This is a genomic window from Streptomyces sp. NPDC049954, from assembly GCF_040656295.1.
Classification (GTDB): Bacteria; Actinomycetota; Actinomycetes; order Streptomycetales; family Streptomycetaceae; genus Streptomyces.
In genome coordinates, this window is sequence record NZ_JBFALS010000004.1 from 334,285 (window position 1) to 359,945 (window position 25,661).

Below are 25,661 nucleotides of genomic sequence, written 5' to 3' on the forward strand. Positions count from 1 at the left end.
CCGCCGGGACAGCCGCGAGGACGGCCCCCGGGACCAGCCCGAAGGTCCGCCCCCGGCCCCGGGTCACGGCAGCATGAGTGTCCACGCCGCCTTGCGGACCGCCCAGGTGCGGTGCCGGACGGGGCCCGAGGTCAGGGTGTCGGCGCGGTAGTGGAAGTCGGGCCCGGACACGGTGACGCGACGGGCCCGGGCCGTGAGCACGGCCGCCGCCCCGGACTCGGCGCCGCCCCGCGGCTCCGTACTGGTCGGGGTGGTGGTGGCGGTGGCGCCCGGCCGGTGGATCTCGATGTCGGCGAGGCCCGCGACGGAGGGCGTGATCGTCACCGCGTCGACGGGTTCGTCCAGGTCGGCGAGGATCTTCCCGTCGGCCTCGACACGCAGCCGGTACGGACCGGCCTCCGGCCCGTGCCCCGGGTGGTGCCCGCCCGGCGCGGGCCGCGCGGCGAGGGTGCGGACGAGGGACTGGCAGGTGCGCAGCCAGTGCGCGGCGTGCGCGTGCCCGGTGTCCCTCGGCGGCGCGGGGACCAGGAGCCGGCCGAGGACCACGCCGTCGCTGTCGTCGACCAGCAGGTCACGGGGGCTGGGGGAGCCGTCCAGGACGGCGCGGGCCGCCGCGACGGTCGAGGTGGGGACGCCCAGGGAGTGCGCGAGGTCCAGGCCCCCGCTCCCGACCGGGACGAGGGAGACGACGCAGGAGCCGAGCGTGCGGTCGCGGTGCAGGACGGACACGGCCCGCAGCAGCGCCCGGTCGTCACCCACCACGACGGGCTGCCGGGCCCCTCTGCGGTGCAGGGCGTGCGCGAACTCCTCGGGCCCCTCGGGCAGGCACACCTTGGTGTGCGCTCCGGCGCCCAGGACGTCCCGGGCGATCCGTACGGACTCGCCGTCCACCCGCCGGGCGGCGGGGTCGACGAGGACCAGCAGCGAGGGCGCTCCGCACGCGGCGGGCTCTGGAGCCGACACCTCTGTCCTTCCTCGGGTACAGTCTTTGTGCAAGAGCCCCTTGCGCTATTGCGCCAGGGGCTTCGTCTATTCCGGGGCACCGGTCCGACGGCTCGCGGCCAAAGACGGTCGACGGCGAACGTGCGCGCTTACCTGCGGGCGGACGCCGGGATAACGGTGTACGTCGTAGCCACGTACGCCCCGACCTTGGACATGCCCCGCCCGGAAGGGGTGTACGCCTGTGCCCGCACTTGTGCTGCTCGGTGCTCAGTGGGGTGACGAGGGCAAGGGGAAGGCCACCGACCTGCTCGGTGGCTCGGTGGATTACGTGGTGCGCTACCAAGGTGGCAACAACGCGGGTCACACCGTCGTTGTCGGCGACCAGAAGTACGCGCTGCATCTCCTCCCCTCCGGCATTCTGTCGCCCGGCTGCGTGCCGGTCATCGGCAACGGTGTCGTCGTCGACCCGGCGGTCCTGCTCTCCGAGCTGAGCGGACTGAACGAGCGAGGCGTCGACACGTCCAAGCTCCTGATCAGCGGAAACGCGCACCTGATCACGTCGTACAACGTGACGGTGGACAAGGTCTCGGAACGTTTCCTCGGCAAGCGGAAGATCGGCACGACGGGGCGCGGCATCGGCCCGACCTACGCCGACAAGATCAACCGCACCGGTATCCGCGTCCAGGACCTGTACGACGAGTCGATCCTCCTGCAGAAGGTGGAGGCGGCGCTGGACATAAAGAACCAGATGCTCGTCAAGCTCTTCAACCGCCGCGCGATCGAGCCCGGGCAGATCGTCGAGGAGCTGCTGAGCTACGCGGACCAGATCAAGCCGTACGTCGCGGACACCTCGCTGGTCCTCAACCAGGCCCTCGACCAGGGCAAGGTCGTCCTGATGGAGGGCGGCCAGGGCACGCTCCTGGACGTGGACCACGGCACGTACCCCTTCGTCACCTCGTCGAACCCGACCGCCGGCGGCGCCTCCACGGGCTCCGGCATCGGCCCGACGAAGATCAGCCGGGTCATCGGCATCCTCAAGGCGTACACCACGCGCGTGGGCGCGGGACCCTTCCCGACGGAACTCCTCGACGAGGACGGCGAGGCGCTGCGCCGCATCGGCGGGGAGCGCGGTGTCACCACCGGCCGCGACCGGCGCTGCGGCTGGTTCGACGCGCCGATCGCCCGCTACGCGACCCGCGTCAACGGCCTCACCGACTTCTTCCTGACCAAGCTCGACGTCCTGACCGGCTGGGAGCGCATCCCGGTGTGCGTCGCGTACGACATCGACGGCAGGCGCGTCGAGGAGCTGCCCTACAGCCAGACCGACTTCCACCACGCGAAGCCGGTCTACGAGTACCTGCCGGGCTGGTCCGAGGACATCACCAAGGCCCAGACCTTCGACGAACTCCCGAAGAACGCCCGGGACTACGTGAAGGCCCTGGAGGACATGTCCGGCGCCCCGATCTCCGCGATCGGCGTGGGCCCGGGCCGCACGGAGACCATCCAGGTCAACTCGTTCATCTGAGGACGACGGCTCGTTTCGCCCGGCTGAGGACGACGAGGTGACGTTCGGCGGGGTGACCGGATACCGCATCCGGTCACCCCGCCGCCGGGGCGCGTCCCGCTTGTGGGGCGGTCACCGCGGCGGGGTTCCTGTCGCGGAGCACGTCGGCGACGGGCGGACCGGTCAGGTCAAGGACGCGGCTGCGGAGCCGCGAGCCGTCAGTCCACCGTGACACCCAGATCGCGGAGAACGCCGCATGCCTGCTCGTCCGGGACGGCAGGGGGATGGCGGCCGAACTCGCGGACGCGTCGCGGGAATCCCGCGGGGAGGGCGACAGCGGTGCACAGGGAACCCGCTCAGGGGCCGGCGCGTCCGTGCCGCCGCCCCTCGCGCTGAGGATCTCCACTCCGGTCCGCGGGGAGGCGACGCTCTGTCCTCGTCCGAGGGGACCACCACCGGTTCCTCGTGGGCAACTCAATCAGGCAGAGGAATCCCTTCGGCCTCGATGATCTCCATGGCCCGTTCGACGGAGATCTCCGGGGCCGTGTAATCCAATGCGGCGATGTGCTCAAGGAACTCGCTCGGCGGCGACACGTGGTGGTAGTGGACGTAATCTGACCACGCGAGGTGCCAGACCCATTCCCCGTCCGTCATGATGCCGACGCGTACTTGCATGTTCACGGAGTCGGAAAAAGGGTCCTGCATCGTGCCCGGCGAAAAGAGCAGGGGCTCGGCCTCCTCCAGAAAGCTGGACAGCCGGCCGATGATCTCACCCGAAAGACCGTCGGTGCTGAACTCGGCTTCCTCTTGGGCTTCGCCCACTCGATGAGGTACAGGCAGCTTGGGCATGTATTAGCTCCCTCCATGGGGATGGAATATGTCGAAGGCGCCGCGGATGCTGGGATGGATGCCGTTTCCGGCGGAATTGAATGGGGCCACGGCGGTCCTTCCGTGCGGCCAGACCCATAGAAAGTCGTTGGGGGCCTCCACTGTGACGCCGAGGGCATTGGACAGGTTCTGCGCGAACCCGTCAGCCTTCATGCCGGTCTGGCAGGAGAGGAGCCTGACGGGCTCTCCGTTCCAGCCGTGCGCGCGCATCAGGGATGCGATCTCGCGATGGTCGAAATGGTGCCAGTTCTCACCCAGATGAGCGGCCCCCTCTTTGATCTGGTATCCCACCGATGTGGGTGACCCGTGAATCCCGATATCGAATTTTCCATTGCTCTTGATGCGGTTCATGCTTTTCAGGAGAGTGTCTCCTGGGCGGAACACGAGCATACCCGGGCGGCCGTCCTTGAAGGGAGTGACCTTGAATGACAAGGGGCTCTTGCCTCGGGAGGCCAGCCCCTTGACGGCGGTGACGACACTGGCCGATCCGTCGCGGATTCCACCGGCCAGCCCTTTGAGTCCGCCGCCGATGCCTTTGAGGGCCCCGCCGCCCAGCGCCCGGAGTCCGCCCGCTTTCCAGAGTTTGCCGAGTTTGGCGAGGCTGGTGAGGCCTTTGGTGGCGGGGATGCAGTCGAGGGCGGCCCAGATGAGGTCGCTCCAGCCGGCTTCGCCGTTGATGACTTTTCGTATCGTGTCCGCCATGACGACGAGGGCGGCGGCGAAGACGAGCCAGCCGAGCGGGCCGCCGACGATCATCACGATGAGCCCGACGATGGTCACGACCCATTTGCAGACGGTGACGATCTCGTCCCAGTGGTCGGCGACCCAGTCGACGGCCTCCTCCCACCAGTGGCGGTTGGGGATACCGGCGTCGGAGGCGTCCTCGATCTTCTTGACCGTGCGCCGGGCCGCCTCCTGGCGCAGGCCGCGTGCCTGTTCGGCGAGTTTCTTCGCCGCGTCCAGGGCGCTCTGTGCGTCGTTCACGCGGTCTTGTGCGGCTTGTTGCCGTTCGTGGGCGTGGGTGGCGTTGCGGGTGGCGCGGCGCACCTCGGCCTCGTCGGGCTTGGGGACGTCGCGGCCGTGGTTCTTGGCGGGGTCGTAGGAGTCGGCCTTCGCGTCCGCCGTGCGCACGCCCTCGGTGGCGGTGCCGAGAGCCGTGTGTGCGGACGCGAGGTCGGCGCGGGCGGTGCGGGCGTCTCTCAGCGCCTTGTCGGCCTGGTTCTGCGCGTTCTCCAGGTCGGGCCAGTAGGAGGCGAGTGCGTCGCCGGCGAGGTCGTAGGACTTCTTGAGTTTCTTCAGTTTGCCGGGGGCTTCCTGGAACTCCTCGGTGAAGGATTCGGCGGTCTTCCCGGCCCAGGACAGGATCGCGTCCTCGCCCGCCATCCCCTTGATGTCGCGCAGGACTTGGGCCACGTCGTCCGCGAAGTCGTGCAGCGAGGCCGCCAGCTTCTTCACTCGCTGCGGATCACCTGGCACCGGGTCCTTGTCCAGGTCCAGGACGTGCCAGTCCGCCGGACGGTACGCAGCCACCGAAGCCCCCTCTCCGTGTCGTCGGCGACTACCCTGCCATGCGCCGGGGGCGGGCAACAGCGGTGACCGTGTGGGCCTCACGTCGGTGGCGGGCTCGGCACCGATCGGCTGTTTCGTGGCGCTGATTCCGTACCGTCGGTAGCGTGGGCGGTCTGTGCCTTGTTCCGTCTTGTCTCGCCCCACCGGGAGTTGTGCGTCCGTGAATCGCCGCCGTCGTCCTCTGCTGACCGTGACCGCGTTGTGTGCCGTCGCCGCTTTCTCGCTCACCGCGTGCGGGGGTGGTGACGACGCGTCTGACGACAAGGCCGACAAGCCGGTCGCCGGGGCCGACACCTCCGGCGGGAGTTCCCCGTCCGCCAGCCCCAGTCCCAGCGCCTCGGCCGCTCCGGGGCGGCCGAAGATCGAGCTGCCCGCGGACCTGACTTACACCTTCGAGTGGCCCAAGACGGGGGATGCGAAGAAGGACGCGGTGATGGCGGACACGCGTCAGTACCTCCAAGCCGTGGACATGGCCATTGCCCGGCAGGACCCGGACGATCCGGCTTTCCGCTTCTACACGGCCGGGGAGTCGGCGGCCGGCGCTCAGGCGTATGTACAGCGTTTCGTCGACACGCACGACCGGACCACCGGAGTCATGCGGTACTCCAAGCCGAACGTGCAGATCAACGACGACCACACCGCTGGGTTCACGTACTGCGAGGACCAGAGCAAGGCGTACCGCAAGAACGTCAAGACCGGGAAGACGAAGGTGACTCCGGCCACCAAGGACGGCTACGTCCTCTACAACGCCCGGCTCCGGCTCAACGACAAGGGCGTATGGGTCACGGAGAAGCTCGTATCCGATGCGGGGAGCGACCTGTGCCAGCCGTGAGGAGAAGCTGGGCGTGGGCCGGATGTGCGGCAGCACTGATCCTTCTCTGCCCGACGCAGGCGTCGGCGGTACTCGGCGATGACAAGGGCGACGAGCACGTCTCCGGCACCGCCGACGACTCCGGCAAGCTGTCCGCGACCGCCGCCGGCGCGGGTGTCGTCATCGACCGCTCGCGTAACGGGCGTGGGCAGGGGGCCGGGCCGGTGGCTGCCGCGTCCGAGTGGGAGCCGCCCGCCTGCTATTACGCGCCGAAGTACACGCCCGACGAGTTGCAGAAGTATCTGGAGCCGATCTGGGCGGTGGACTCCACCAGCCCGGAGTGGGACGCGACGCAGCGTAAACGGTATGTCGAGGGCGGGGAGTACAAGGACTTCAACAAGGCCAAGGCCGGGGACGGGTTCTTCTGGGACTCGTTCGTGACGCCGGGACGCGAAGGCGACCCGGACGCGCTGTCCTGCGACAAGCCGATCTTCTGGGTCGACACGGGAGACCCGCCGCCCGCCGACGCGCCCCAGGCCGTGACGCCCGAAGTCCTCGCCCAGCTCGCCTACGCGGAGATCCGGGTGCCTTCCACCACCGTGGAACTCGCCCCGGCCGCCGAGTCGAAGGTCAACCTGCCGACCTGGGCCTGGCTGGACGGCGCCCGCTTCGAACCCGTGGCCGTCACCGCCTCCGTGCCCCGCCTGGGGATCCAGGCCACGACCGTCGCCGAGCCTGTGTCGCTGCGCATCGAACCCGGCACCGACGACGCCCGCAGCCTCCCCGCCTCCGGAATCTGCCCGATCACCGACGGGCACATCGGCGAGCCCTACGCACCGGGGAAAGCCGACCGCACCCCACCCTGCGGCGTCACCTACCTGCGCTCCTCCCACGGCGGGAGCTACCCCCTGCGCGCCACCCTCACCTGGAAGATCCACTGGACCGGCACCGGCATCGCCCAGCCACAGAACCTGCCCGACGGAGAATTCGGCGCCGCCCAGGACGTCGTCGTACGCGAAGTCCAGGCCGTCAACCGGTGACACCACACCGGGGCGGTGCGGCGAGCGCCCTCATCCCCCGCACAGTTTCAGTCCCTCCGGGGTGTAGCACGGGAGATGGCCGCGGGTGCGGACAATCTCCTGGCCCGCGCCGTGGATCATGAAGGTGAGGAAGTCGGCGACCAGGGAGCTGCTGGGCGGGTTGCCGTAGGTGTAGGCGTACTCGATCTCGCGGAAGGGGTAGCGGCTGGCGGTCAGGTCGTCGGCGGAGGGGCGGTGGCCGTCGATGGAGAGCGGGTGGAGGCCGGCGGGCAGGTGCTGGTCGGTGCCGAGGTCGGCGTAGCCGAGGGCGCCCTCCGTTCGCGCGACGACGTCGAGGACGTGCCGGGTGTCCTCCTCCTCGCAGCGGTTGATCTTGACGTGCGGGTTGTCCTTGACGCCGCACACGCTCGCCGATACGGCCTTCTCCCGGCCGTGCAGGACGCGGTCCTCCAGCACTCGCCTGGTGCCTGAACTCGCGTCGCGGCTCACGAGCACCACGGGGAGGTCCGGGCCGTCGACCTTGCTCCAGTTCGTGGTCCGGCCGAAGTACAGGTTCTTGATCCGTTCGCTGCTCAGGTCCTTCAGCGGCACCGAGTCGTTGACGACGAGGGAGAACACCGAGACGGCGACGCGGTGGCCCTGGAGCCGGGGGTAGCCCGCCGGTTTCGCGCCGTCCGAGAAGGCGATCACCGAGGGGGAGCCTGACGTGTCCGCGCCCCCGGTCTCCGTGAGCCGCTTGATGCCCTCCGTGCTGCCCCGCGTCTCCACCCTGATCCGCGAACCGGGGCACTCCGCCTCGTACTTCTGGCCCAGTTCCTCGGCGACCGGGCGGAAGGCCGTCGAGCCGGTCAGGGTGAGCGTGCCGGTCGCGCAGCCGCGCGGCGGTACGTCGTTGGGCAGGAGGATGAGGGTCGCCAGGGTCAGGACGAAGGCGGTCAGCACGGCGATGCTGACGCGGGCCGCGCGGGACAGCAGCGGCGGGGTCTCGTCGGGGGACAGCGCCCGGTTCGGGGTGACCCGGCCCTCCAGCAGGCCGCCGCTCACCTTCACCTCGCCGCCCACCTCGCCGCCGTCCAGCAGCACCAGGAGCTTGTAGTACTCGCCCCGGTTCAGCGGCACCCGGGGGATGTCGAGGACGCTGCCCGAGTAGGACAGACCGCCGCTCGGCGCGAAGTGCGCGAGCAGGTGTTCCGAGCCGGGGCGCTGCGTCACGTCCAGTCCGCGTACCGTCCGGCCGGTGAACTCGGCGGTCAGTCCGTGCAGTTCGTGGCCCGTGTAGTGGCTGGCGTCGATGGACTGGGAGCCGTCGTTCTCCACGCGCAGCAGCACCAGGCTGGTACCGGGGCCGGCGGGCGCGTCGTCGCCGAAGCCGTCGAACAGGCCGAGCGTCGCCGGGACCCGGCCCTGCTCGCGGCCCGCGTCCCGCGCGCGTATCGGCATGTCCACCTGCACGCGGTAGCCGATGTGCCGGCGGCGCGGCACGCGTCTCTCGTACCAGAGCAGCACGACCGAGGCGATGACACCGAGTACGGCGGTGAGCACCGCGACGACGTTCTCCGCGCTGAGCCATTCCACGACCGCGTACTCCCTCGGCTGGGCCTCGACGCGTGGGGGTGCGGTCACCGTACGGCGGGGGGAGGGGGTGGTGGCGGCCGGTGGGGGAGTGGCCGGGGAGTGTTCGCGTGCCGTTCCGCGCGGGCGGGGGGAATGTTCGGTTCCGCCGGTCCGCCCGCCCGCCGGTCCGTCCGCCGGTCCGCCGGTCCGTCCGTCCGCCCGCCGGTCCGCTCTCGCTCACGGCCACCGTCCGCTGTCCGTCCACCCTCCGGAAAGGGGACGGGTACGTGGCCGCGTCCTTCCACCTCGTACGCGTACCGCTCGCGTCGCCCGGCCCGGGAGCACCCGGCAGGCACCTCTACCGGGCCCCGCCCGCACAGCTCACGAAGTACTCCCGGTGACGGCGGGCGGGACGGCGGACGGTGGTCAGCGGACACCGGGCGGCGCGGGGGCGCGGGGGCGCCCCGGTCGCCCATCGCCCGTCGTCCCCGACACTCTGTCGTCCCCGACACTCTGTCGTCCCCCCGCCCCGGCCCGCTGACGGAACGCCCATGTCGGACACCGGGGGCGTCTCCTAGCCTGGACGGCATGACCCCTCAGCTTCCTCAGCCGAACCCCCAGCTCGGTGCCGCCGTCAAGGCCGCCGACCGCGCGCACGTGTTCCACTCCTGGTCCGCCCAGGAACTGATCGATCCGCTCGCCGTCGCCGGCGCCGAGGGCTCGTACTTCTGGGACTACGAAGGCAACAGCTACCTCGACTTCACCAGCGGCCTCGTCTTCACCAACATCGGGTACCAGCACCCGAAGGTGGTCGCCGCGATCCAGGAGCAGGCCGGGAAGCTCACGACCTTCGCGCCCGCCTTCGCGATCGAGTCCCGTTCGGAGGCCGCCCGGCTCGTCGCGGAGCGCACCCCCGGCGACCTCGACAAGATCTTCTTCACCAACGGGGGCGCGGAGGCGGTCGAGAACGCCGTCCGCATGGCCCGCGTGCACACCGGCCGCGCCAAGGTCCTCAGCGCCTACCGCTCGTACCACGGCTCGACCTCCGCCGCGATCAACCTCACGGGTGACCCGCGCCGTTGGGCCTCCGACACCGGTGCGGCCGGGGTCGTGCACTTCTGGGCGCCGTTCCTGTACCGCAGCGCGTTCTACGCCGAGAACGAGCAGCAGGAGTGCGAGCGCGCCCTCACGCACCTGGAGGACACGATCGCGTACGAGGGTCCGCAGACGATCGCCGCGATCGTGCTGGAGACCGTCCCCGGCACGGCCGGGATCATGGTGCCGCCGCCCGGCTACCTCCAGGGCGTCCGGGAGCTGTGCGACCGCCACGGCATCGTCTTCGTCCTGGACGAGGTGATGGCCGGCTTCGGGCGGACCGGCAAGTGGTTCGCGGCCGAGCACTTCGACGTCGTACCGGACCTGATGACCTTCGCGAAGGGCGTCAACTCCGGTTACGTGCCGCTCGGCGGGGTCGCGATCAACGGCGCGATCGCCGAGACCTTCGCGCGCCGCCCCTACCCGGGCGGGCTCACGTACTCCGGGCACCCGCTCGCCTGCGCCGCCGCCGTCGCCACGATCAACGCGATGGAGGAGGAGGGCGTCGTGGAGCACGCCGCCCGGCTCGGCGAGGAGCTGATCGGCCCCCGGCTGCGGGAGATCGCCGGACGGCACCCGAGCGTCGGCGAGGTGCGCGGCCTCGGCATGTTCTGGGCGCTGGAACTCGTCCGGGACCCGGCGACGCGCGAACCGCTCACCCCGTACAACGCGAGCGGGGAGGCCGCGGCGCCCATGAACGCCTTCGCCGCCGCCGCGAAGAAGAACGGCCTGTGGCCCTTCGTGAACATGAACCGCACGCACGTCGTGCCGGCGCTCAACATCAGTGAGGCGGAGGCGAAGGAGGGCCTCGCCGCCCTGGACGAGGCGCTCACCGTCGCGGACGGCTTCACTGTCTGAGGCGCTGCCCCTCGCGGACGGCCTCGCTGTCTCGGGCGCTCCGGGCGGACCGGTTCCGGGGATCGGGCCGGTCCGCTCCCGACGGACCGTCAGGTGTGTGCCGTACGCTGAGGTCAGGGCTCCTTCTCGGGGCCCTGACCTCAATCGTTACCATGTGAATTGCTCGGGGCGCGGAGCGGGCGCGTAAGGTGTCGTGCTCCCGCTCCTGCTCCGACGAGGAACGGACGGACGAGGACGGACGGCGACGGCGACCGCGAACGCGGCCCAGGGAGGCATACCGACGATGCGCGGTACCGACAGCAGCGCTGTCACCCGCAGCACCCTGCGGCAGCAGATCGCGGACGCCCTGCGCGACGAGGTCCTCGCGGGCCGGCTGGCCCCCGGCCAGGAGTTCACCGTCAAGGAGATAGCCGAGCAGTACGGGGTGTCCGCGACGCCCGTGCGTGAGGCGCTGGTCGACCTCTCGGCGCAGGGGCTGCTGGACTCGGTGCAGCACCGCGGTTTCCGCGTCCACACCTTCTCGCTCGACGACTTCCGCAACATGATCGAGGCCCGCTGCCTCGTCTCCGACGCCGTGTTCGGCGGGATCGCCACCGAGGACCTGCTGCGCTCCACGCCCGGCGCCCTCGTCTCCATCCGGCGGCGCGGCGAGGAGGCCCAGCGCGCGGCGGCGGCCGGCGACCTCAACGTACTGATCGGCTACGACCTGCGGTTCTGGCGCGAGCTGAGCGCGGTCTTCGGCAACCCGTACCTGTCGGACTTCCTGCACCGGCTGCGCGTGCAGTCCTGGGTCGGGGCCGTCCCCTTCCTGCGCCGCCAGCCCGAACTGCGCGGACTGCTGTGGACGGGCCACGGCGAACTGGTCGACGTCATGCTGAGCGGCGACCCGCAGGCCGCGCAGGCCCTCGTCACGGCGTACAACCGGGACTCCCTGCGGCTCATCGAACACCTCGCGGGCGGCGGCGAGGGACCGGCGGCGCGCTGCGGCGGGAGGTTCTGATCCCTTGTCGCTGATGTCGCTGATGTCGCTGATGTCGTAGAGGTCCCGGGGGCCCTGGGGGCGTACCGCGTCCGAACCGTCACCGGCCGGGATCTACGCCAGTCCGGGCGCCCGCACTACGCTGTTCCGCACCGCCGGGACGCGTGACACCGGAACGGCGAACCCATCCGTAACGCCGATCCCGCCCGCAACGTCCTACCCCGTCCGTAACGCCGAGCGACCCGAACGTGAAGACGTGCGCGCCGCTCCGTCCGTGGAGCTGCGCGACACTGCGAACGCTCCGAACACTGAAACGCCGAGACGCTTGAGGAGACGCCCTCTTGGCCTGTGACCTGTGGTTGGTCCCCTTGGTCGACGTGCTGTGCCACAGCCCCGACAACCCCTTCGCCGAGGAAATCGCCACCTACGACCAGGCCCTCGGGGCCGCCGGACTGCCGCCCGTGCCGGTCTACGCCTACATGCCGGGGCTGTCCGGGGACGTCGCGCCCGTCGCGGGCTTCGACTACGACGCCCTGCACTTCCTGCGCCGGGCCTACCTGCTGAAGCTGTGCGGACTCGAAGTGAGCCCGGTGGACGAACTGGGCGGGGACTACGAGCAGTTGCTGGAGATGTTCGAGCCGACCGCGCAGCAGTCGCACCTCGTGTGGCACTACGACCACGCGGGCGCCTACGTCCCGCTCGACTTCCCCGTACCGCTGGCCAACGACGAACTCCTCGAAGGGGGCGGCCCGCTGGGTTCCTCGCACGGGCTGCTGCGGGAGCTGGAACTCGTCGCGCCCGTCCTCGGCATCGACCCCGCCAACCCGCCGGCCGCGCCCGCCCCGCCCGCCGGACCGACCGGGCTGGAGGAACGGGCCGCCCCGGTGGTCCAGGACGACGGCCCCTTCGCCAGGGAGCGGCACGTGTGGCTCGGCCTGCACACGGCGGCCACCAGGAGCATGGCCCAGGGCTCGATGATCGTGTTCAGCTGAGCCGGCCTGGGCTGAGCGGAGTTGAGGTGAGCTGAGGGGGCGGGCGGCCGCCGGGAGTACGGGCGGCCGCCACGCCCCCCGGGGCCCCTCACCGGGCCTCGGGGGGCCGCTGCCTCGGCATGTTGGGCCGGGCGCCCGACGGCATCGAGAAACGTCCCTGCACGGGAATCTCGGCGCGGTGGCCGCCCGCCGCGGGGGCCGACTGGGCGGCGAGCGGGGCCGGTCCGGAGTGGAACTCCACCATCCAGTCGGCGGTCTCGGACCGGACGAGTTCGGTGATGTCCTCGGTGAAGCGCCGCAGCACCGTCAGGCACCGCTCGGTGGCCTCGCTCGCGGTGCCCTCGGCCGGGCCGAGCACCTCCCGGACGCTCTCGGACGCCCAGTCGAACTGGAGGGTCTGCAGGCGCCGCTGCACGGCCTGCGCGGTCGCCACGTCCCGCATCCAGCCCGAGGTCAGCCCGAGGTAGCGGTCGCAGGCCACGCAGGCGCCCGCGACGAGCAGCGAGAGGTACCCCCACTGCGCGGTCCCCTCCAGCCGCCCCGCGAGATCCAGTATCGGCAGCGCGGCGCCCGCCACGACGCCCGTGGCGGCACCGGCCCGCAGGACGCGGGCCGCGCGGCGCTTCCAGAACCGGTCGGACAGGTACCACTGCGCGGTACGCAGCGCCCCGGCCTCCACCCACTGGTACAGCTCGTCCAGCCGCTCGGCCGGTTCGCCCCAGTCGCCGAGCGGGAACGGGCGACCGGTCAGGTCCGGCCGGGCCTCCTCGGGCTCACCGGGTCCCGGCCGCTCCTCGCGGGGGTCCTGGGGAGGACCCCCGGGCTGCATGTCCGGCTGACTCACCCGTCCACTCCCTCTGCCTGCCTCTGCATCTCGGCGACCGCGCGTCTCGGTGACCCGCTTCTCGGCGCGACCGCGCATCCCGCGGCCTCCGCGCCCGCACGGATCGCGACCTTGCGGATCGCCCATTTACGCACAGTCGCGCGCCTCCCCCGTACGCGCCCGTGAGCGGTCCGTGAGCGCCGGTACGGGTCCGGTACGGGTTCCGTGCGCCACTCCCGTACGCGTCCCGCTCGCGCCCCGGAGCGCGGGTCGCGTCCCTTCCGTGACGACGTACGCGGTCAGGCCGTCGCGCGCCGCTCCGGTGGAAGGCACCTTCCTACCGCCCAATGGGTGGGGGCGGGCCCGGTTTCGCGCACTTTCCGCCCGGACGAGGGGTGTGATCAGGTATAGGACCGTGTCCGGCATCACTCGAAAGAGTGCCGGGGCAGCGGGTACCCGGCTCACGTACGCTCGATGCGGGTGGAATGGTGAAGCCACCCGAGCAGGACCCGCAGCCGTGTGCCCACAGCGGTGCCCGGCCAGCGCCCAGGGCCCTCAGCAGTACTGCGAAGAGGCAAGACGAAGACGTAAGACGCAAGACGCAAGACGCAAGACGAAGACGACGAAGACACTGTGACCCGTAGCCGTCCGGAGAGCAGTCCGGCGGTGTCGAAGAGCGAAGAGCCAGGAGCTGATCGTGATCCCCGGTGGTGGCCAGCCCAACATGCAGCAGCTGCTTCAGCAGGCCCAGAAGATGCAGCAGGACCTTGCCCAGGCCCAGGAGGAGCTGGCGGCGACGGAGGTCGACGGCCAGGCGGGCGGCGGCCTCGTCAGGGCGACGGTGAACGGCTCGGGCGAGCTGCGTTCCCTCGTGATCGACCCGAAGGCGGTCGACCCGGAGGACACCGAGACCCTGGCCGACCTGGTCGTCGCGGCGGTCCAGGCCGCCAACGAGAACGCGCAGCAGCTCCAGCAGGAGAAGCTGGGCCCGCTCGCGCAGGGCCTCGGCGGAGGCGGCGGCCTCCCGGGCCTGCCGTTCTGACCTCTTCCTGTCCAGTCCGCCCGGTCCCCCTCGGCCCCGCCCGGCCTCTCCGGCCCGTCTCGGGGATCTCGGGGGAGCGTGCGGTTCTCGGCCGGGGGTGTGCGGAGTCTTCGCGAAGCTTGTGGGAGAGCGGCGGGCCCCGGGCCGTCGCCCCTTCCCCGGGACAGCCGCTCCCCCTACCGTGAACCCGAGGACCGAGGCCCGAGGACCGAGGACCGAGGACCGAAGGCCGAACGTCCTGGAACACCGAGCACCGAACACCGCACTTGAAACACCGAGCACTGATGAGTGCTGAACACTGAACACTGAGCACTGAACGTTGAAGACCGAAGACATCCCGCCGTCCCCGCCCCCGGGGCCGGCGGTCAGGAAAGGCGACTGATCCGTTGTACGAAGGCGTGGTCCAGGACCTCATCGACGAACTGGGAAGGCTCCCCGGCGTCGGTCCGAAGAGCGCGCAGCGGATCGCCTTCCACATCCTCCAGACCGAGCCGACGGACGTACGGCGGCTCGCGAACGCCCTGATGGAGGTCAAGGCGAAGGTCCGTTTCTGCGCGGTGTGCGGGAACGTGGCCCAGGAGGAGCGGTGCGGCATCTGCCGCGACCAGCGCCGCGACCCCACGGTGATCTGTGTCGTGGAGGAGCCGAAGGACGTCGTCGCGATCGAGCGGACCCGGGAGTTCCGGGGCAAGTACCACGTGCTCGGCGGGGCGATCAGCCCGATCGAGGGCGTCGGCCCCGACGATCTGCGGATCAGGGAACTGCTCGCGCGCCTGGCCGACGGCACGGTGACCGAGCTGATCCTCGCGACCGACCCGAACCTGGAGGGCGAGGCGACGGCGACGTACCTCGCCCGCATGATCAAGCCCATGGGCCTCAAGGTCACCCGCCTGGCCAGCGGACTGCCGGTCGGAGGTGACCTTGAGTACGCGGACGAGGTCACCCTTGGCCGGGCCTTCGAAGGGAGACGACTTCTCGATGTCTGAGTCCGACGTGCCGGGCGCGAGCGACGCGACCGAAGCGACACTGCGCCACGACGGGGCCGAGGGCCCCTCCGACTTCGCCGTCCAGATCGCCGACCAGGTCGAGAGCTTCATCGTCGCGGTCACCGAGATCGCGAAGGGCGACGACCCCGACAGCGCCGTCCCGTACCTCCTGCTGGAGGTCTCCCAGCTGCTCCTGGCGGGCGGCCGGCTCGGCGCGTACGAGGACATCCTGCCGGACGAGCGCTACGAACCGGACCTCGGCGCCGAACCGGACTTCGACACCCTGCGGGAGGGCCTGGCCACGCTGCTGGACCCGGTCGACGTCTTCTCCGAGGTCTTCGACCCGTACGAGCCGCGCCAGGCCCCGGTCGCCCACCGCCTCTCGGACGACCTCTCCGGCGTCGTCACCGACCTGCGCCACGGCATGGCCCACTACCGCGCGGGCCGCACCTCGGAGGCCCTGTGGTGGTGGCAGTTCTCCTACTTCACCAACTGGGGCCCGATGGCCTCGGCCTCCCTGCGCGCCCTCCAGTCCCTCGTCACCCACGTCCGCCTGGACCAGCCCCTCACCCCCCTGGACGGCCTCGACACCGACCAGGACCTCGTCGCGGAGGACGACCTCGCGGAGGAAGCGGGCCGCGTCATGGCAGCGGAGATCCTGGGCCCCCTGGGCCTGGGCACGACCACCACGCCGGACGGGGAACCGGGGGCGCGGTCGGGGGCGGGGAAGTAACCTCACGGGGCCGGGGTGGGCGTGGAATGCGGCAATAGTCCTTTTCTGCGAAAGTTGCGGAAACTGGCCTGTTGCCCGGGGAAAACCGCAGGTCTGGGAGAGTGCTCCCCGCGTGGGCGGGGATGGCCCCGCCCTGCGAGGCACGGGACGCGGTGCGCTGAGGTGCTCCCCGCGCGTGCGGGGATGGCCCCCACGCGGGCTGGTACGCCGACAACGTCCTGCAGTGCTCCCCGCGCGTGCGGGGATGGCCCCCCCCGGGGGGTCCAGTTGGGGTAGATCTCCGTCAGTGCTCCCCGCGCGCGGGGTTGGCCCCAGGCCCGTCATCGTGCTGCCGCCGGGGCCGCTGTGCTCCCTGCGCGTACTTGGGTGGCCTCGTCCACCTAAGTACGCGCAGGGGTAGCACCGTTCCCGGCCAAGCCGGCATCCGCACCAGTACGGGCGCCGTATTGGCGTACGCGTCGACGGCCCGACCCGGTAACGTGCGAGTCATGTCGAGCCCCGAGTCAGACGAGTCGGGGGCTTTCGGTCACGCCGTCAGCCCCCTGTGCCGCTGAGTTCGTAGTCCAGTCGTCCCGCCGTGTTCTGCGGCCGGACGCGGGTGCCCGTGGGGCTGGCCGCGGTGACGAGACGTCTCCTCTCGCCTCTCCTCACCCCGGGATCACTCGATGCCTTTTCCGCTGTACCTCCTTGCCCTGGCGGTCTTCGCCATGGGTACCTCCGAGTTCATGCTCGCCGGTCTTCTGCCGGACCTCGCCGCCTCCCTCGACGTGAGCGTCGCGACGGCCGGTACGCTCACCCCGGCCTTCGCGCTCGGGATGATCGTCGGTGCGCCACTCGTGGCCGCGCTCGCCCGCAACTGGCCTCGTAGGACTGCCCTCCTGGGGTTCGTCCTCGCGTTCGCGGCGTCCCACGCCGTGGGCGCCGTCGTCACGAACTTCGCGCTCCTGTTCGCCACCCGGGTCGTCGCCGCGCTCGCGAACGCGGGCTTCCTCGCCGTAGCCCTGACCACCGCCGCCACGCTGGTGCCGTCCGACAAGAAGGGCCGCGCGCTCGCCGTACTGCTGTCCGGCACGACGGTGGCCACGATCGCCGGGGTGCCGGGCGGTTCGGTCCTCGGCGCGTTGCTCGGCTGGCGGGCCACGTTCTGGGCCGTCGCGGCTCTCTGCCTGCCCGCAGCCGTCGGCGTCCTCGTGGGACTGCCCGCGCGGCCGGAACACGCCGAGGACGGGGACGGCGCCGCCGCTGATCTGGGACCGGAACTCGCCCAGCTCGGAAAGCCCCGGCTGCTCCAAGTCATGCTGCTCGCCGCCCTGGTGAACGCCGCGACCTTCGGCAGCTTCACCTTCCTCGCCCCGGTCGTGACGGACAGCGCGGGGCTCGACAGTCGGTGGGTCCCGGTCGCGCTCATGCTCTTCGGTGCGGGTTCCTTCGTCGGTGTCACCCTCGCAGGACGGCTGTCCGACCAACGCCCCGGCCAGGTCGTGGCGACTGCCGGACCCGCCCTGCTCGTCGGCTGGTTCGCCCTGGCGCTCCTGGCCGAACGGCCGGTCGTCCTGCTCACGCTCGTCTTCGTGCAGGGCGCGCTGTCGTTCGCGGTGGGCAGCACCTTGATCGCGCGTGTCCTCTACGAGTCGGCAGCGGCGCCCACCATGGCCGGCGCCTACGCGACGTCGGCCCTCAACGTCGGTGCCACCGCCGGACCGCTCCTCGCCGCGACGACACTCGGCGGCGCGGCCGGAGCGCTGGGCCCGCTGTGGACGAGCGGCGGACTGGTCCTCGTGGCCGCCCTGCTAGTCGTAGCCCTCCCGCTCCGCGCGGTGATCGCCTGACCGGCGGCGTCAGATGCTGGTTCCTCGCGGAGGGCTCAGGCGTCGCATGAACGGGTGTGCGGAGCCTGCGAACTCATCGAAACCCCGTTACGCGAGGGCAAGTTAGGGTTTTCTGGGACGTGGGCTCTCGGCGGGGCGTGGCGTGCCTCTGCCGAGGCCCCCGGAATCACGCCAGGAGGAGAAGCATGGCCACCACCAAGCCCGTCACCCTGCTGACGGGCGGTTCCACGGGGATCGGAGCCGCGACGGTACAGGGGCTCCTCGAACGGGGACACCGTGTCGTCACCACCGGGCGGGACGCCGGGCGGCTGTCGGCGCTGGTCAAGTCACTCGGTGATCCATGGGGGTTGGTGACGGTGGCCGGGGACGCGTCCGATCCGGAACATGTCGCGCGCGCCGTCGAGACGACCGTGGAGCACTTCGGGAAGATCGACCACGTCGTGGCCAACGCCGGGTTCTCCACGCACGACACGGTGACCACCGGCGACCCCGAGGCGATGCGGACGATGCTGCTCACCAACGTCATGGGCCCGACGCTCCTCGTCCGGGAGTCACTGGAGGAGCTGAAGGAGTCGGGCGGCCGGATCGTCCTGATCGGCTCGGTGGCCGGCGTCAAGAACACGCCGGGCAACTTCTACTCGGTCACGAAGTGGGCGGTGCACGCCTTGGCGGAGAACGTACGGATGCTGGTCACCGAGTCCGGAGTCGGGGTAAGCCTCATCGCCCCCGGCAAGGTCGACACCCCGTTCTGGGACGGCAGGGGCGGCACCCCACCCGGCCCGGTGCTCAGCCCGGAAGACGTCGCCCGCACGGTGCAGTGGGTCCTGGAGCAACCCAGGGGAGTCGACATCAACACGGTCACGCTGCGGCCGGTGGGACAGCCGAATTAACGCGTCGGCCCTCCCGCCCCTGCTGCCCGGCCTCCTGCCGCCAGGCCGGTGTATGCGTGGAATGACGTCGATCCGATACCGCCCGGAGGTGTAATGCGGCAAAGGTCCGTTTCTTCGAAAGTTGCAAAAACCGGTCCCGAGCCGAGGTAAAACCGCAGGTCACCAAGACTGCTCCCCGCGCGTGCGGGGATGGTCCCGTCGTGTCGAGGTCGCGGGAGGCGTCGAGGAGCTGCTCCCCGCGCGTGCGGGGATGGTCCCGCGTGCCAGGAGTGCGGTGCCGGCGGCGGCGGCTGCTCCCCGCGCGTGCGGGGATGGTCCCCTGGGATGACGTGCGCGCGACGTTCGCGACGTCTGCTCCCCGCGCGTGCGGGGATGGTCCCTCGGCGACGCCGAGAAGATCCGTTCCAACGCGCTGCTCCCCGCGCGTGCGGGGATGGTCCCTCCAGGTTGTAGTCGTTGCGGTCCTCGCCGAGCTGCTCCCCGCGCGTGCGGGGATGGTCCCCCGGCTGGGTCGACGTGGACGTTCCCGGGTGGCTGCTCCCCGCGCGTGCGGGGATGGTCCCCGATTGCCACGTTCGGTCAGCGCTGCCGACCACTGCTCCCCGCGCGTGCGGGGATGGTCCCGATGCCGTTTACTACCGTTCCGAACGCCGTTTCTGCTCCCCGCGCGTGCGGGGATGGTCCCCAGCCGCCGTTCCCCCACGTCGGGCCCGCGATCTGCTCCCCGCGCGTGCGGGGATGGTCCCTCAGGGCACCCATACCGGTGGCCACAGATCGACTGCTCCCCGCGCGTGCGGGGATGGTCCCGGCAGAGACCGGACCGAGAGACACTCGCACGTCTGCTCCCCGCGCGTGCGGGGATGGTCCCCTCGAACGGGACGGCGTCCCTGCCGGGGCCCGCTGCTCCCCGCGCGTGCGGGGATGGTCCCGTGCCCCTCTTCGCCGTGGCTGGGAGCGTCAACTGCTGCCCGCGCGTGCGGGGATGGTCCCGGCTGGCAAGGGAGATGGATCGCGACGACCTGCTGCTCCCCGCGCGTGCGGGGATGGTCCCGGGGCCGGAGGGAAAGCCAGTGCCGCCGCCAGCTGCTCCCCGCGCGTGCGGGGATGGTCCCGTCCACTTGTCCGGGTTGAGGTCGGGCTGCCGCTGCTCCCCGCGCGTGCGGGGATGGACCCTCCAGGTCGTCGTGACGCTGGTGCAGGTAGGCCTGCTCCCGTGTCTGCGGGGATGGCCCGAGCCCCTACAAGCAGGCAAGATCCTGCTCGACTGTTCCCGGGCCGGGCGGCCGTTGCTCGCGGAAGTTACTCGGGGACGGGTGCGGTCGCGCCGCTCACCCCCCGCCTTCCTGCAAGCGATGAAGTTCGGCGAACAAGCCGCCGAGGTGCAGGAGTTCGCTGTACGTCCCAGTCTCCGCAACGGAGCCGTTCCGCAGGACGACGATCGTGTCCGCGAGGCGGGCGTTGGCCAGGCGGTGGGTGATGAAGAGTGCGGCCCGTCCTTCGGAGAGCTGGCGGAGGCGCTGGAAGATCTGGTGTTCGGCGCGGGCGTCGAGGGCGGCGGTCGGCTCGTCGAGGATCAGGACCGGGGCGTCACGGTGGAAGGCGCGGGCGATCGCGATGCGCTGCCACTGTCCGCCGGAGAGGTCGTGGCCGCCCCACCAGGAGCGGGCGAGGGAGGTGTCGAGGCCGTCGGGGAGCTGCGTGAGTACCGAGTCGGCACCGGCGAGTTCGGCCGCCGCGCGCACCGTGTGGTCGCCCTCGGGGCGGGGCTGGCCCAGTGTGATGTTCTCCCGTGCCGCGAGCGGCCAGCGGGTGTAGTCCTGCGGAACCATCGCGGTGTTCCGCCAGACCGTTTCGGGGCTGAGGTCCGCCAGGTGCTGCCCGTCCCAGGTGACGGAGCCGGAGGCGGGCAGGTACAGGCCGGTCAGTAGCTTGGCCAGGGTGGTCTTGCCGGAGCCGTTCTCCCCTACGAGTGCGACGACTTGGCCCCGTTTCACGTCGAGGCTGACGCGGTCGACCGCCGGGGACGTCTTGCCCGGATAGGTGAAGGTCAGCTCACGGGCCCGGATCACCTGCGGTCCGCCGGCCGGGGCCGTGGTGGTGCCGCGTCGCATGGCCCAGGCGTCGGCGTGATCGAGGAAGTGCGCCCAGTCGTTGACGTAGAGGCTGGTGGAGAACAGGCGGGCCGAGGCGCGGACGCCGCCGGACAGGGAGGCGTTGGCGGTACGCACCACGAGGACGGTGGTGGCGGCGGTCGCGACGTCCATTCGCCCGGTGAGCGCCAGGTAGAGGATGCCCGCCCAGACGACGGCCGTGGCGAGCGCGGCGAGGAAGTCGCCCGCGCCCTGGGTGAGGGCGGCACGGCGGGAGGCGGTGATCTGTTCGGTCTCCAGACGGCCGGAGATGATGCGGTACTGCTCCAGCAGGAAGCCGCCCATGGTGCCCGAGCGCAGTTCGGCGGCGGTTCCACGGTCGGTGGTGTACTGGGCCAGGACCCTGCGCAGCCGGGTGTCGGCGACGTTGCGGTGCGCGGCCTCGTGGTCGAGCCGGGCGGCGCGCACGGTTCCCCACACGCGGGGGAGTACGGCCAGGAGCAGCAGGGGCAGGAGCGCCGCATCAAGGGTGGCGACGACGGCCGAGGCGGCAAGGAACTGGGCGCACGCGGAGATCAGGCTCTGGGCGCCCCCGACCAGCTCGGGCATCTTCTCGGCGCCTTGCGTGGCGGCGAACCGGCCGTCCTCGAAGGCCGAGTCCTCGAAGGCGCTCAGCTCCGCGGTGGTGGCCGCGGTGATGACGGCGAGGTCGGCTTCCCGGTGGACCTGCGGGGCGAGCCGGTTCGCGTAGAAGCGGGTGGCGGCGTCGGCCAGGTAGCTCCCGCAGACCGTCACGGTCACGGTCACCAGAGCGGGCAGGGCCTGGTCCAGGCGGTGCGAGGCGGTCCCCGGGGCAAGGAGGGCCGCCAGGAGGGCGGAGGTGGCGCGCAAGGCGCCGGCGGTGAGGAGCGCGCAACTCAGGGCGCAGACGGCGAGGGCGAAAGTGGCCCGGGGATCGGCCTGTCGGCTCAGCAGCCAGGCGCGCCGCAGGGCGGCGGGAAGCCGGGTGGCGATGGCTCTCGTGCCGATACGCGTGGTGGCGCCGGTGTGCCCGTCTTCCGACAAACGCATGACGGGCGGCGCCCCGGGACCGGGCGGGGGAACGGCGGACGCGGCCGGGACGGTGCCGGGGGCCGCAACGGTGGAAGTCACCGTCACATTGGCGGGGAGGCCGACGTACGGCTTCAACCGCATTACGAAGTGCGCCACGTATAGCGACAGTTCACGCTTCTACGGGTCAACGAGGTGATGGCCTGCGCCGCCCGAACGAGTGGGGAGCGGGACAGGGTGGTGATGCGGATGTTTCGAGCCGAGCACTCTGGTCGCCTGCCTGGACGGGCACGTGGACTTCGCCCCGTCCCGGACACCGCGTACGGGGAGCGTCTTCTGCCTTGTGCGCCTGGCTCGCGCCCACTTTGTTGTTGGGGAGGTGGAGGGGGCTCGCGTCGAAGCGGGGCGAGTCTTTCCGGCCGTCCGGGGTTCCCGTTCTCCGTGTGCGTCGGTGACTGGCTGATCGGGCTGCGGGGCCCGCTCGCTGCCGATGGCCTTGGAGCGGCTGGACGGAGGTGAAAACCACACCGCTACGCTGCTGATGGTGGGGAGCGGTGTCGGAGCTGTTCCTCTCGCCCGGCTTGGGGGTGGTTGGGGCCGGGTAGACCCCTGCGAGCATCGAATGACCTGGCCTGAAGGCACCTGGAGGTGGAATGCGGCAAAAGTCCGTTTCCCGGATAGTTGCAGAAACCGGCCCCTTGGCGGGGTAAACCCGCAGGTCAGCAAGCTGCTCCCCGCGCGTGCGGGGATGGTCCCGACGTCCGGGGCCGTGCTCGGCCCATCGTCATCTGCTCCCCGCGCGTGCGGGGATGGTCCCTAAGAACCACCATTGTCGGGAGACAACTATGTCTGCTCCCCGCGCGTGCGGGGATGGTCCCGAGCACGGACAGCTCTTGATCAGCCTCTACGACTGCTCCCCGCGCGTGCGGGGATGGTCCCGCGCTCATGGGCCAGCCCAGCCAGGGCCTGGCCTGCTCCCCGCGCGTGCGGGGATGGTCCCGACGGGCAGTCCGTCGCGGAGCTGACCCAGTCCTGCTCCCCGCGCGTGCGGGGATGGTCCCGCCTTGGTCATCGCGCTGCGTGCCTCGTACCGCTGCTCCCCGCGCGTGCGGGGATGGTCCCATCTCGCCGTTGCCCACCTTGCGGCAACGTGTCTGCTCCCCGCGCGTGCGGGGATGGTCCCCTGACCAAGGACAAGGACTCCAAGGCCAAGGGCTGCTCCCCGCGCGTGCGGGGATGGTCCCGCTGAGCTGGACCGCAAGTTCGTCGAGATGACCACTGCTCCCCGCGCGTGCGGGGATGGTCCCGGCACCACCGACATCAGCGTCACTTGGATGCTCTGCTCCCCGCGCGTGCGGGGATGGTCCCATCAAGGACGACGACGTGACGACCGAGACCGTCTGCTCCCCGCGCGTGCGGGGCCTGGGCTTGCTCGGTGGGCCTACTTGGCCTGGTCTCTCGGGGTGGGGCAGCGGGGGGCGTGTCTGCGGCGTAAGACGCGGATGTCTGTTTGGCGGCTCCAGTCGTAGGTTTGCTTGGCCTCGCGTTCCGCTGTGTCCAGGGTTATGCAGACCGGGCAGGGTGGGGGCGGGGGTTCCAGGGTTTCGGGCATGAGGGATTGGCCTTTCTGGGAAGGGGGTTGGTGGTTGGTCAGTCCCGGGTCCACGGGATGCACAGGGGCTTGTGGCCCAGGTCCAGGGTCGGGAGCGGGTGGACGGGGTGGACCGTCCAGTTCCATGTGCGGGTTTCCGTCGTGACCGTGAGGGTGTACGGCGATCCCGCTCGCAGGCTGCGGCAAATCCCGTGCATGTCACGGTGGTTGCCGAGCCAGGACCAGGCCCGGTGGAACTCCGTGCGGTCGAGGTCCGTGACGACTCCGCGTACGCCCTCGCGCATCCAGTCGATCGCCTCCGACGCCGTGAGGGCCATCAGGTCCTCGGGTGGTCGGCCGGCCGGTCCTCCGGGTTGGTCCAGGTGACACCAGTACGTACGGGTTGGCTTCACATCCGGCACGGTGGGGCCGCCTTTCGGAAGGCGGCCCACACGTCCTTGGCCCATTCCTCGCCGTTCGGGCGCAGTTCACTGCCCCACGCCGAGGCGAGTCCGTTCACCAGCACCAGGCCCCTGCCGCACTCCGCACGCCAGTCCGGTTCCTTCAGGCGCGGCCGGGTGGTGCTGCGGTCGCTGAGGACGAGGAGCAGGGCCGGGTCCTCGTCCTCGGCGCCGGTCAGTTCGGTCAGTTCGACCAGGCACTCGGGGCTCGGCGCGTGGCGGCCCACGTTGGCCATGAACTCGCCCAGACACAGGACCACTTCGGTCGCCATGGTCGGCTCGCAGCGCGGCTCCAGCCAGTCCAGCGCGGCCCGGCGCACCTTCGCGAACTCCTCCGGGAGTGCGTGTACCCGCAGGTGAAAGCGGTTCGGGGTGCTCATCGGCGTACGTAACACGGCTCCTCCAACGCAGGCGGAAGGCATGGGTGTTCACGGCCTCGCGCATCCGACCCGCGTCGTCGCCGTGAGGAAGAGAGTGCCCGTCGCGCTTCGCGCTGGCAAGTTATTCCGGGGTATTAGTAGCTCGAAAGGGTGACTTGGCGAGGAAAGCTTGTGTCGCTGTGACTGGCGCCGCCATCATGTGGGCATGGCTCAGGACGACATGCCCACCATGCGAAGTCGCAGGCTCGGGGGCGAACTGCGCAGGCTCCGGCTCGAAGCGGGACTCAAGGTCCAGCAAGTGGCCGATGCGCTGGAATGCGGTCAGCCCAAGATCAGTCAGATCGAGAACGGCAAGCGCGGCATACGGCCGCTCGACCTCACGACGTTCTTCAACCTCGTCAAGCTGGAGGACGAACAGCACCGGAACAATCTCCGGCGCCTCGCCAAGCAGATCCACAAGGTCGACTGGTGGACCGGGGACGGTCCGATCCTGGACGACTCGCTCCGGGACTACCTGACCTTGGAGGTCGACTCCGAACTCGTCCGCAACTACGAGTCGGACCTCATCCCCGGCGTGCTTCAGACCGAGTCGTACATGCGGGAGATCTTCTCGACCAATGAGCGTCCAGAGATGGTCGACCACTTGGTGGACACCCGACTGAAGCGGCAGGAGCTGCTGGAGGATGTGAACGGGTTCCGGTTCCGGACGGTTATCGACGCGCCGGCCCTGCATCGGATTGCGGGTGGGGCGGACGTCGTGCGGGAGCAGTTGAGCCACCTGATCGATGTTGGGAAGAAGTCCAACGTCACGATCCAAGTTCTGCCTCTGGATGCCGCACTGCCCATGGATCAGCACGTGCCGTACAGCATCCTCAGTCAGCGAGGCGATCCTCCGGTCGATATCGCCTGGTTGGAGCACCTCACCGGTGGTACGTTGCTGGAGCAGCGGTCTCAAGTTCAGGTCTACGCAGGGTTCTGGGATGAACTCACGGCCGCCGCGATGTCTCCGTCGGCTTCCCAGCGCTACATGCGCGACCTCATCAAGGAACGTGGATAATGATCCAGCGCGCCACCCCCGACTGGTCGGAGAGTGAACTGGAGGGTGTGAGCTGGCGCAAAAGTTCGCGCAGCGGTAACGCGAATAACTGCGTCGAGCACGCCTCTCTCCCCTCCGGTCGTCAGGCGGTTCGTGACACCAAGGACCGGGCGCGCGGGATGCTGTTGTTCAGCGCGGACAGTTGGCAGGGTTTTCTCGGTGGGGGGCTCGGCGGTAGGTGAGGGGCGATGGCCCAACCGTCGTGTTCCGTCTCTCAGAAGCACGTTGGCGAGCGGGATCAAGGAGTTCTGAACGTGAATCCTTCGCACGATGGCCGCCGCGAGTCGCAAGCTCTGGTGGACGCCGCCTGGCACAAGAGCACCCACAGCGGTAACGCGAACGACTGTGTCGAGCACGCCGCCCTCCCCTCCGGTCGTCAGGCGGTTCGTGACACCAAGGACCGGGCGCGCGGGATGCTGTTGTTCAGCGCGGACAGTTGGCAGGGTTTTCTCGGTGGG

General features: G+C 70.5%; 22 protein-coding genes and 2 CRISPR repeat arrays. Of the genes, 14 read left to right on the forward strand and 8 right to left on the reverse strand.

Annotated elements, in window-relative coordinates:
• Positions 1 to 63: 63 nt before the first annotated feature.
• Positions 64 to 963: a diacylglycerol kinase gene (locus AB0J21_RS10755; protein WP_363145505.1), complete on the reverse strand. Its 900-nt coding sequence runs from the start codon at positions 961 to 963 to the stop codon at positions 64 to 66.
• Positions 964 to 1,183: 220 nt separating this feature from the next.
• Here AB0J21_RS10755 and AB0J21_RS10760 point away from each other — a divergent pair, with 220 nt between their 5' ends.
• Complete coding sequence (locus tag AB0J21_RS10760; protein ID WP_363145506.1) at positions 1,184 to 2,467, forward strand: adenylosuccinate synthase; 1,284 nt, start codon at positions 1,184 to 1,186, stop codon at positions 2,465 to 2,467.
• Between the two features lie 453 nt (positions 2,468 to 2,920).
• Here AB0J21_RS10760 and AB0J21_RS10765 read toward each other — a convergent pair whose 3' ends face one another.
• Positions 2,921 to 3,295 carry a hypothetical protein gene (locus AB0J21_RS10765; protein ID WP_363145507.1) on the reverse strand — a complete coding sequence of 125 codons (375 nt, stop codon included), beginning with the start codon at positions 3,293 to 3,295 and terminating at the stop codon, positions 2,921 to 2,923.
• A gap of 3 nt (positions 3,296 to 3,298) precedes the next feature.
• A complete protein-coding gene (locus AB0J21_RS10770; protein WP_363145508.1) occupies positions 3,299 to 4,864 on the reverse strand; it encodes a putative T7SS-secreted protein in 1,566 nt (521 codons plus the stop codon).
• Between the two features lie 229 nt (positions 4,865 to 5,093).
• Here AB0J21_RS10770 and AB0J21_RS10775 point away from each other — a divergent pair, with 229 nt between their 5' ends.
• Together AB0J21_RS10775 and AB0J21_RS10780 are read left to right on the forward strand one after the other, a co-directional pair.
• The gene (locus AB0J21_RS10775; RefSeq protein WP_363145509.1) at positions 5,094 to 5,735 is read left to right on the forward strand and encodes a hypothetical protein; all 642 of its coding nucleotides are present in this window, start codon (positions 5,094 to 5,096) and stop codon (positions 5,733 to 5,735) included.
• Complete coding sequence (locus AB0J21_RS10780; protein ID WP_363145510.1) at positions 5,723 to 6,754, forward strand: hypothetical protein; 1,032 nt, start codon at positions 5,723 to 5,725, stop codon at positions 6,752 to 6,754. The genes AB0J21_RS10775 and AB0J21_RS10780 overlap by 13 nt, the downstream gene beginning before the upstream one ends.
• 30 nt (positions 6,755 to 6,784) lie before the next feature.
• On the opposite strand, the gene AB0J21_RS10785 is transcribed toward AB0J21_RS10780, so the two are convergent.
• Entirely contained in the window at positions 6,785 to 8,377 is a 1,593-nt protein-coding gene (locus AB0J21_RS10785; protein WP_363145511.1) for a substrate-binding domain-containing protein, read from the reverse strand.
• Between the two features lie 519 nt (positions 8,378 to 8,896).
• Between AB0J21_RS10785 and AB0J21_RS10790 the strand changes: the two genes are divergently transcribed.
• From AB0J21_RS10790 to AB0J21_RS10800, 3 genes are all read left to right on the forward strand, one after another.
• Positions 8,897 to 10,261: an aspartate aminotransferase family protein gene (locus AB0J21_RS10790; RefSeq protein ID WP_363145512.1), complete on the forward strand. Its 1,365-nt coding sequence runs from the start codon at positions 8,897 to 8,899 to the stop codon at positions 10,259 to 10,261.
• 283 nt (positions 10,262 to 10,544) lie between these two features.
• Entirely contained in the window at positions 10,545 to 11,261 is a 717-nt protein-coding gene (locus AB0J21_RS10795) for a GntR family transcriptional regulator (RefSeq protein WP_363145513.1), read from the forward strand.
• Between the two features lie 320 nt (positions 11,262 to 11,581).
• Entirely contained in the window at positions 11,582 to 12,232 is a 651-nt protein-coding gene (locus AB0J21_RS10800; protein ID WP_363145514.1) for a hypothetical protein, read from the forward strand.
• An 88-nt stretch (positions 12,233 to 12,320) separates the two neighbouring features.
• Here the strand turns inward: AB0J21_RS10800 and AB0J21_RS10805 are convergent, their stop codons facing one another.
• Positions 12,321 to 13,061, reverse strand: coding sequence for an SLATT domain-containing protein (locus AB0J21_RS10805; RefSeq protein ID WP_363145745.1), 741 nt, complete (start codon positions 13,059 to 13,061; stop codon positions 12,321 to 12,323).
• A gap of 691 nt (positions 13,062 to 13,752) precedes the next feature.
• Between AB0J21_RS10805 and AB0J21_RS10810 the strand changes: the two genes are divergently transcribed.
• The 5 genes from AB0J21_RS10810 to AB0J21_RS10830 all read left to right on the forward strand — a co-directional run bounded on the left by AB0J21_RS10810 (position 13,753) and on the right by AB0J21_RS10830 (position 18,535).
• Positions 13,753 to 14,097, forward strand: coding sequence for a YbaB/EbfC family nucleoid-associated protein (locus tag AB0J21_RS10810; RefSeq protein ID WP_363145515.1), 345 nt, complete (start codon positions 13,753 to 13,755; stop codon positions 14,095 to 14,097).
• Between the two features lie 386 nt (positions 14,098 to 14,483).
• Entirely contained in the window at positions 14,484 to 15,083 is a 600-nt protein-coding gene (recR, locus tag AB0J21_RS10815; protein ID WP_363145516.1) for a recombination mediator RecR, read from the forward strand.
• On the forward strand, positions 15,076 to 15,816 hold the full coding sequence (locus AB0J21_RS10820) for a DUF5063 domain-containing protein (RefSeq protein WP_363145517.1): 741 nt from the start codon (positions 15,076 to 15,078) through the stop codon (positions 15,814 to 15,816). Before recR ends, AB0J21_RS10820 begins: the two co-directional genes overlap by 8 nt.
• A gap of 665 nt (positions 15,817 to 16,481) precedes the next feature.
• Positions 16,482 to 17,645: a Cmx/CmrA family chloramphenicol efflux MFS transporter gene (locus AB0J21_RS10825; RefSeq protein WP_363145518.1), complete on the forward strand. Its 1,164-nt coding sequence runs from the start codon at positions 16,482 to 16,484 to the stop codon at positions 17,643 to 17,645.
• Positions 17,646 to 17,830: 185 nt separating this feature from the next.
• Positions 17,831 to 18,535, forward strand: a complete 705-nt coding sequence (locus AB0J21_RS10830; protein WP_363145519.1) for an SDR family oxidoreductase — start codon at positions 17,831 to 17,833, stop codon at positions 18,533 to 18,535.
• Positions 18,536 to 18,703: 168 nt separating this feature from the next.
• Positions 18,704 to 19,768: direct repeats of the CRISPR family, unit length 29 nt; unit sequence CTGCTCCCCGCGCGTGCGGGGATGGTCCC.
• Between the two features lie 95 nt (positions 19,769 to 19,863).
• On the opposite strand, the gene AB0J21_RS10835 is transcribed toward AB0J21_RS10830, so the two are convergent.
• The 3 genes from AB0J21_RS10835 to AB0J21_RS10845 form a co-directional block, all read right to left on the reverse strand.
• Positions 19,864 to 21,696: an ABC transporter ATP-binding protein gene (locus AB0J21_RS10835; RefSeq protein ID WP_363145520.1), complete on the reverse strand. Its 1,833-nt coding sequence runs from the start codon at positions 21,694 to 21,696 to the stop codon at positions 19,864 to 19,866.
• A gap of 706 nt (positions 21,697 to 22,402) precedes the next feature.
• A CRISPR array of direct repeats spans positions 22,403 to 23,104; the repeat unit is 29 nt; unit sequence CTGCTCCCCGCGCGTGCGGGGATGGTCCC.
• Positions 23,105 to 23,325: 221 nt separating this feature from the next.
• Positions 23,326 to 23,604 (reverse strand): hypothetical protein, encoded by a 279-nt coding sequence (locus AB0J21_RS10840; protein ID WP_363145521.1) that lies wholly within the window; start codon positions 23,602 to 23,604, stop codon positions 23,326 to 23,328.
• Positions 23,605 to 23,675: 71 nt separating this feature from the next.
• The gene (locus AB0J21_RS10845) at positions 23,676 to 24,107 is read right to left on the reverse strand and encodes an ATP-binding protein (RefSeq protein ID WP_363145522.1); all 432 of its coding nucleotides are present in this window, start codon (positions 24,105 to 24,107) and stop codon (positions 23,676 to 23,678) included.
• A gap of 205 nt (positions 24,108 to 24,312) precedes the next feature.
• On the opposite strand from AB0J21_RS10845, the gene AB0J21_RS10850 reads away from it, so the two are divergent.
• The 3 genes from AB0J21_RS10850 to AB0J21_RS10860 form a co-directional block, all read left to right on the forward strand.
• The gene (locus AB0J21_RS10850; protein WP_363145523.1) at positions 24,313 to 25,164 is read left to right on the forward strand and encodes a helix-turn-helix transcriptional regulator; all 852 of its coding nucleotides are present in this window, start codon (positions 24,313 to 24,315) and stop codon (positions 25,162 to 25,164) included.
• A complete protein-coding gene (locus tag AB0J21_RS10855; protein WP_363145524.1) occupies positions 25,164 to 25,385 on the forward strand; it encodes a DUF397 domain-containing protein in 222 nt (73 codons plus the stop codon). The genes AB0J21_RS10850 and AB0J21_RS10855 overlap by 1 nt, the downstream gene beginning before the upstream one ends.
• Positions 25,386 to 25,457: 72 nt before the next feature.
• Positions 25,458 to 25,661 (forward strand): DUF397 domain-containing protein (locus tag AB0J21_RS10860; RefSeq protein ID WP_363145525.1); only part of this gene is annotated, 204 nt, incomplete at its 3' end.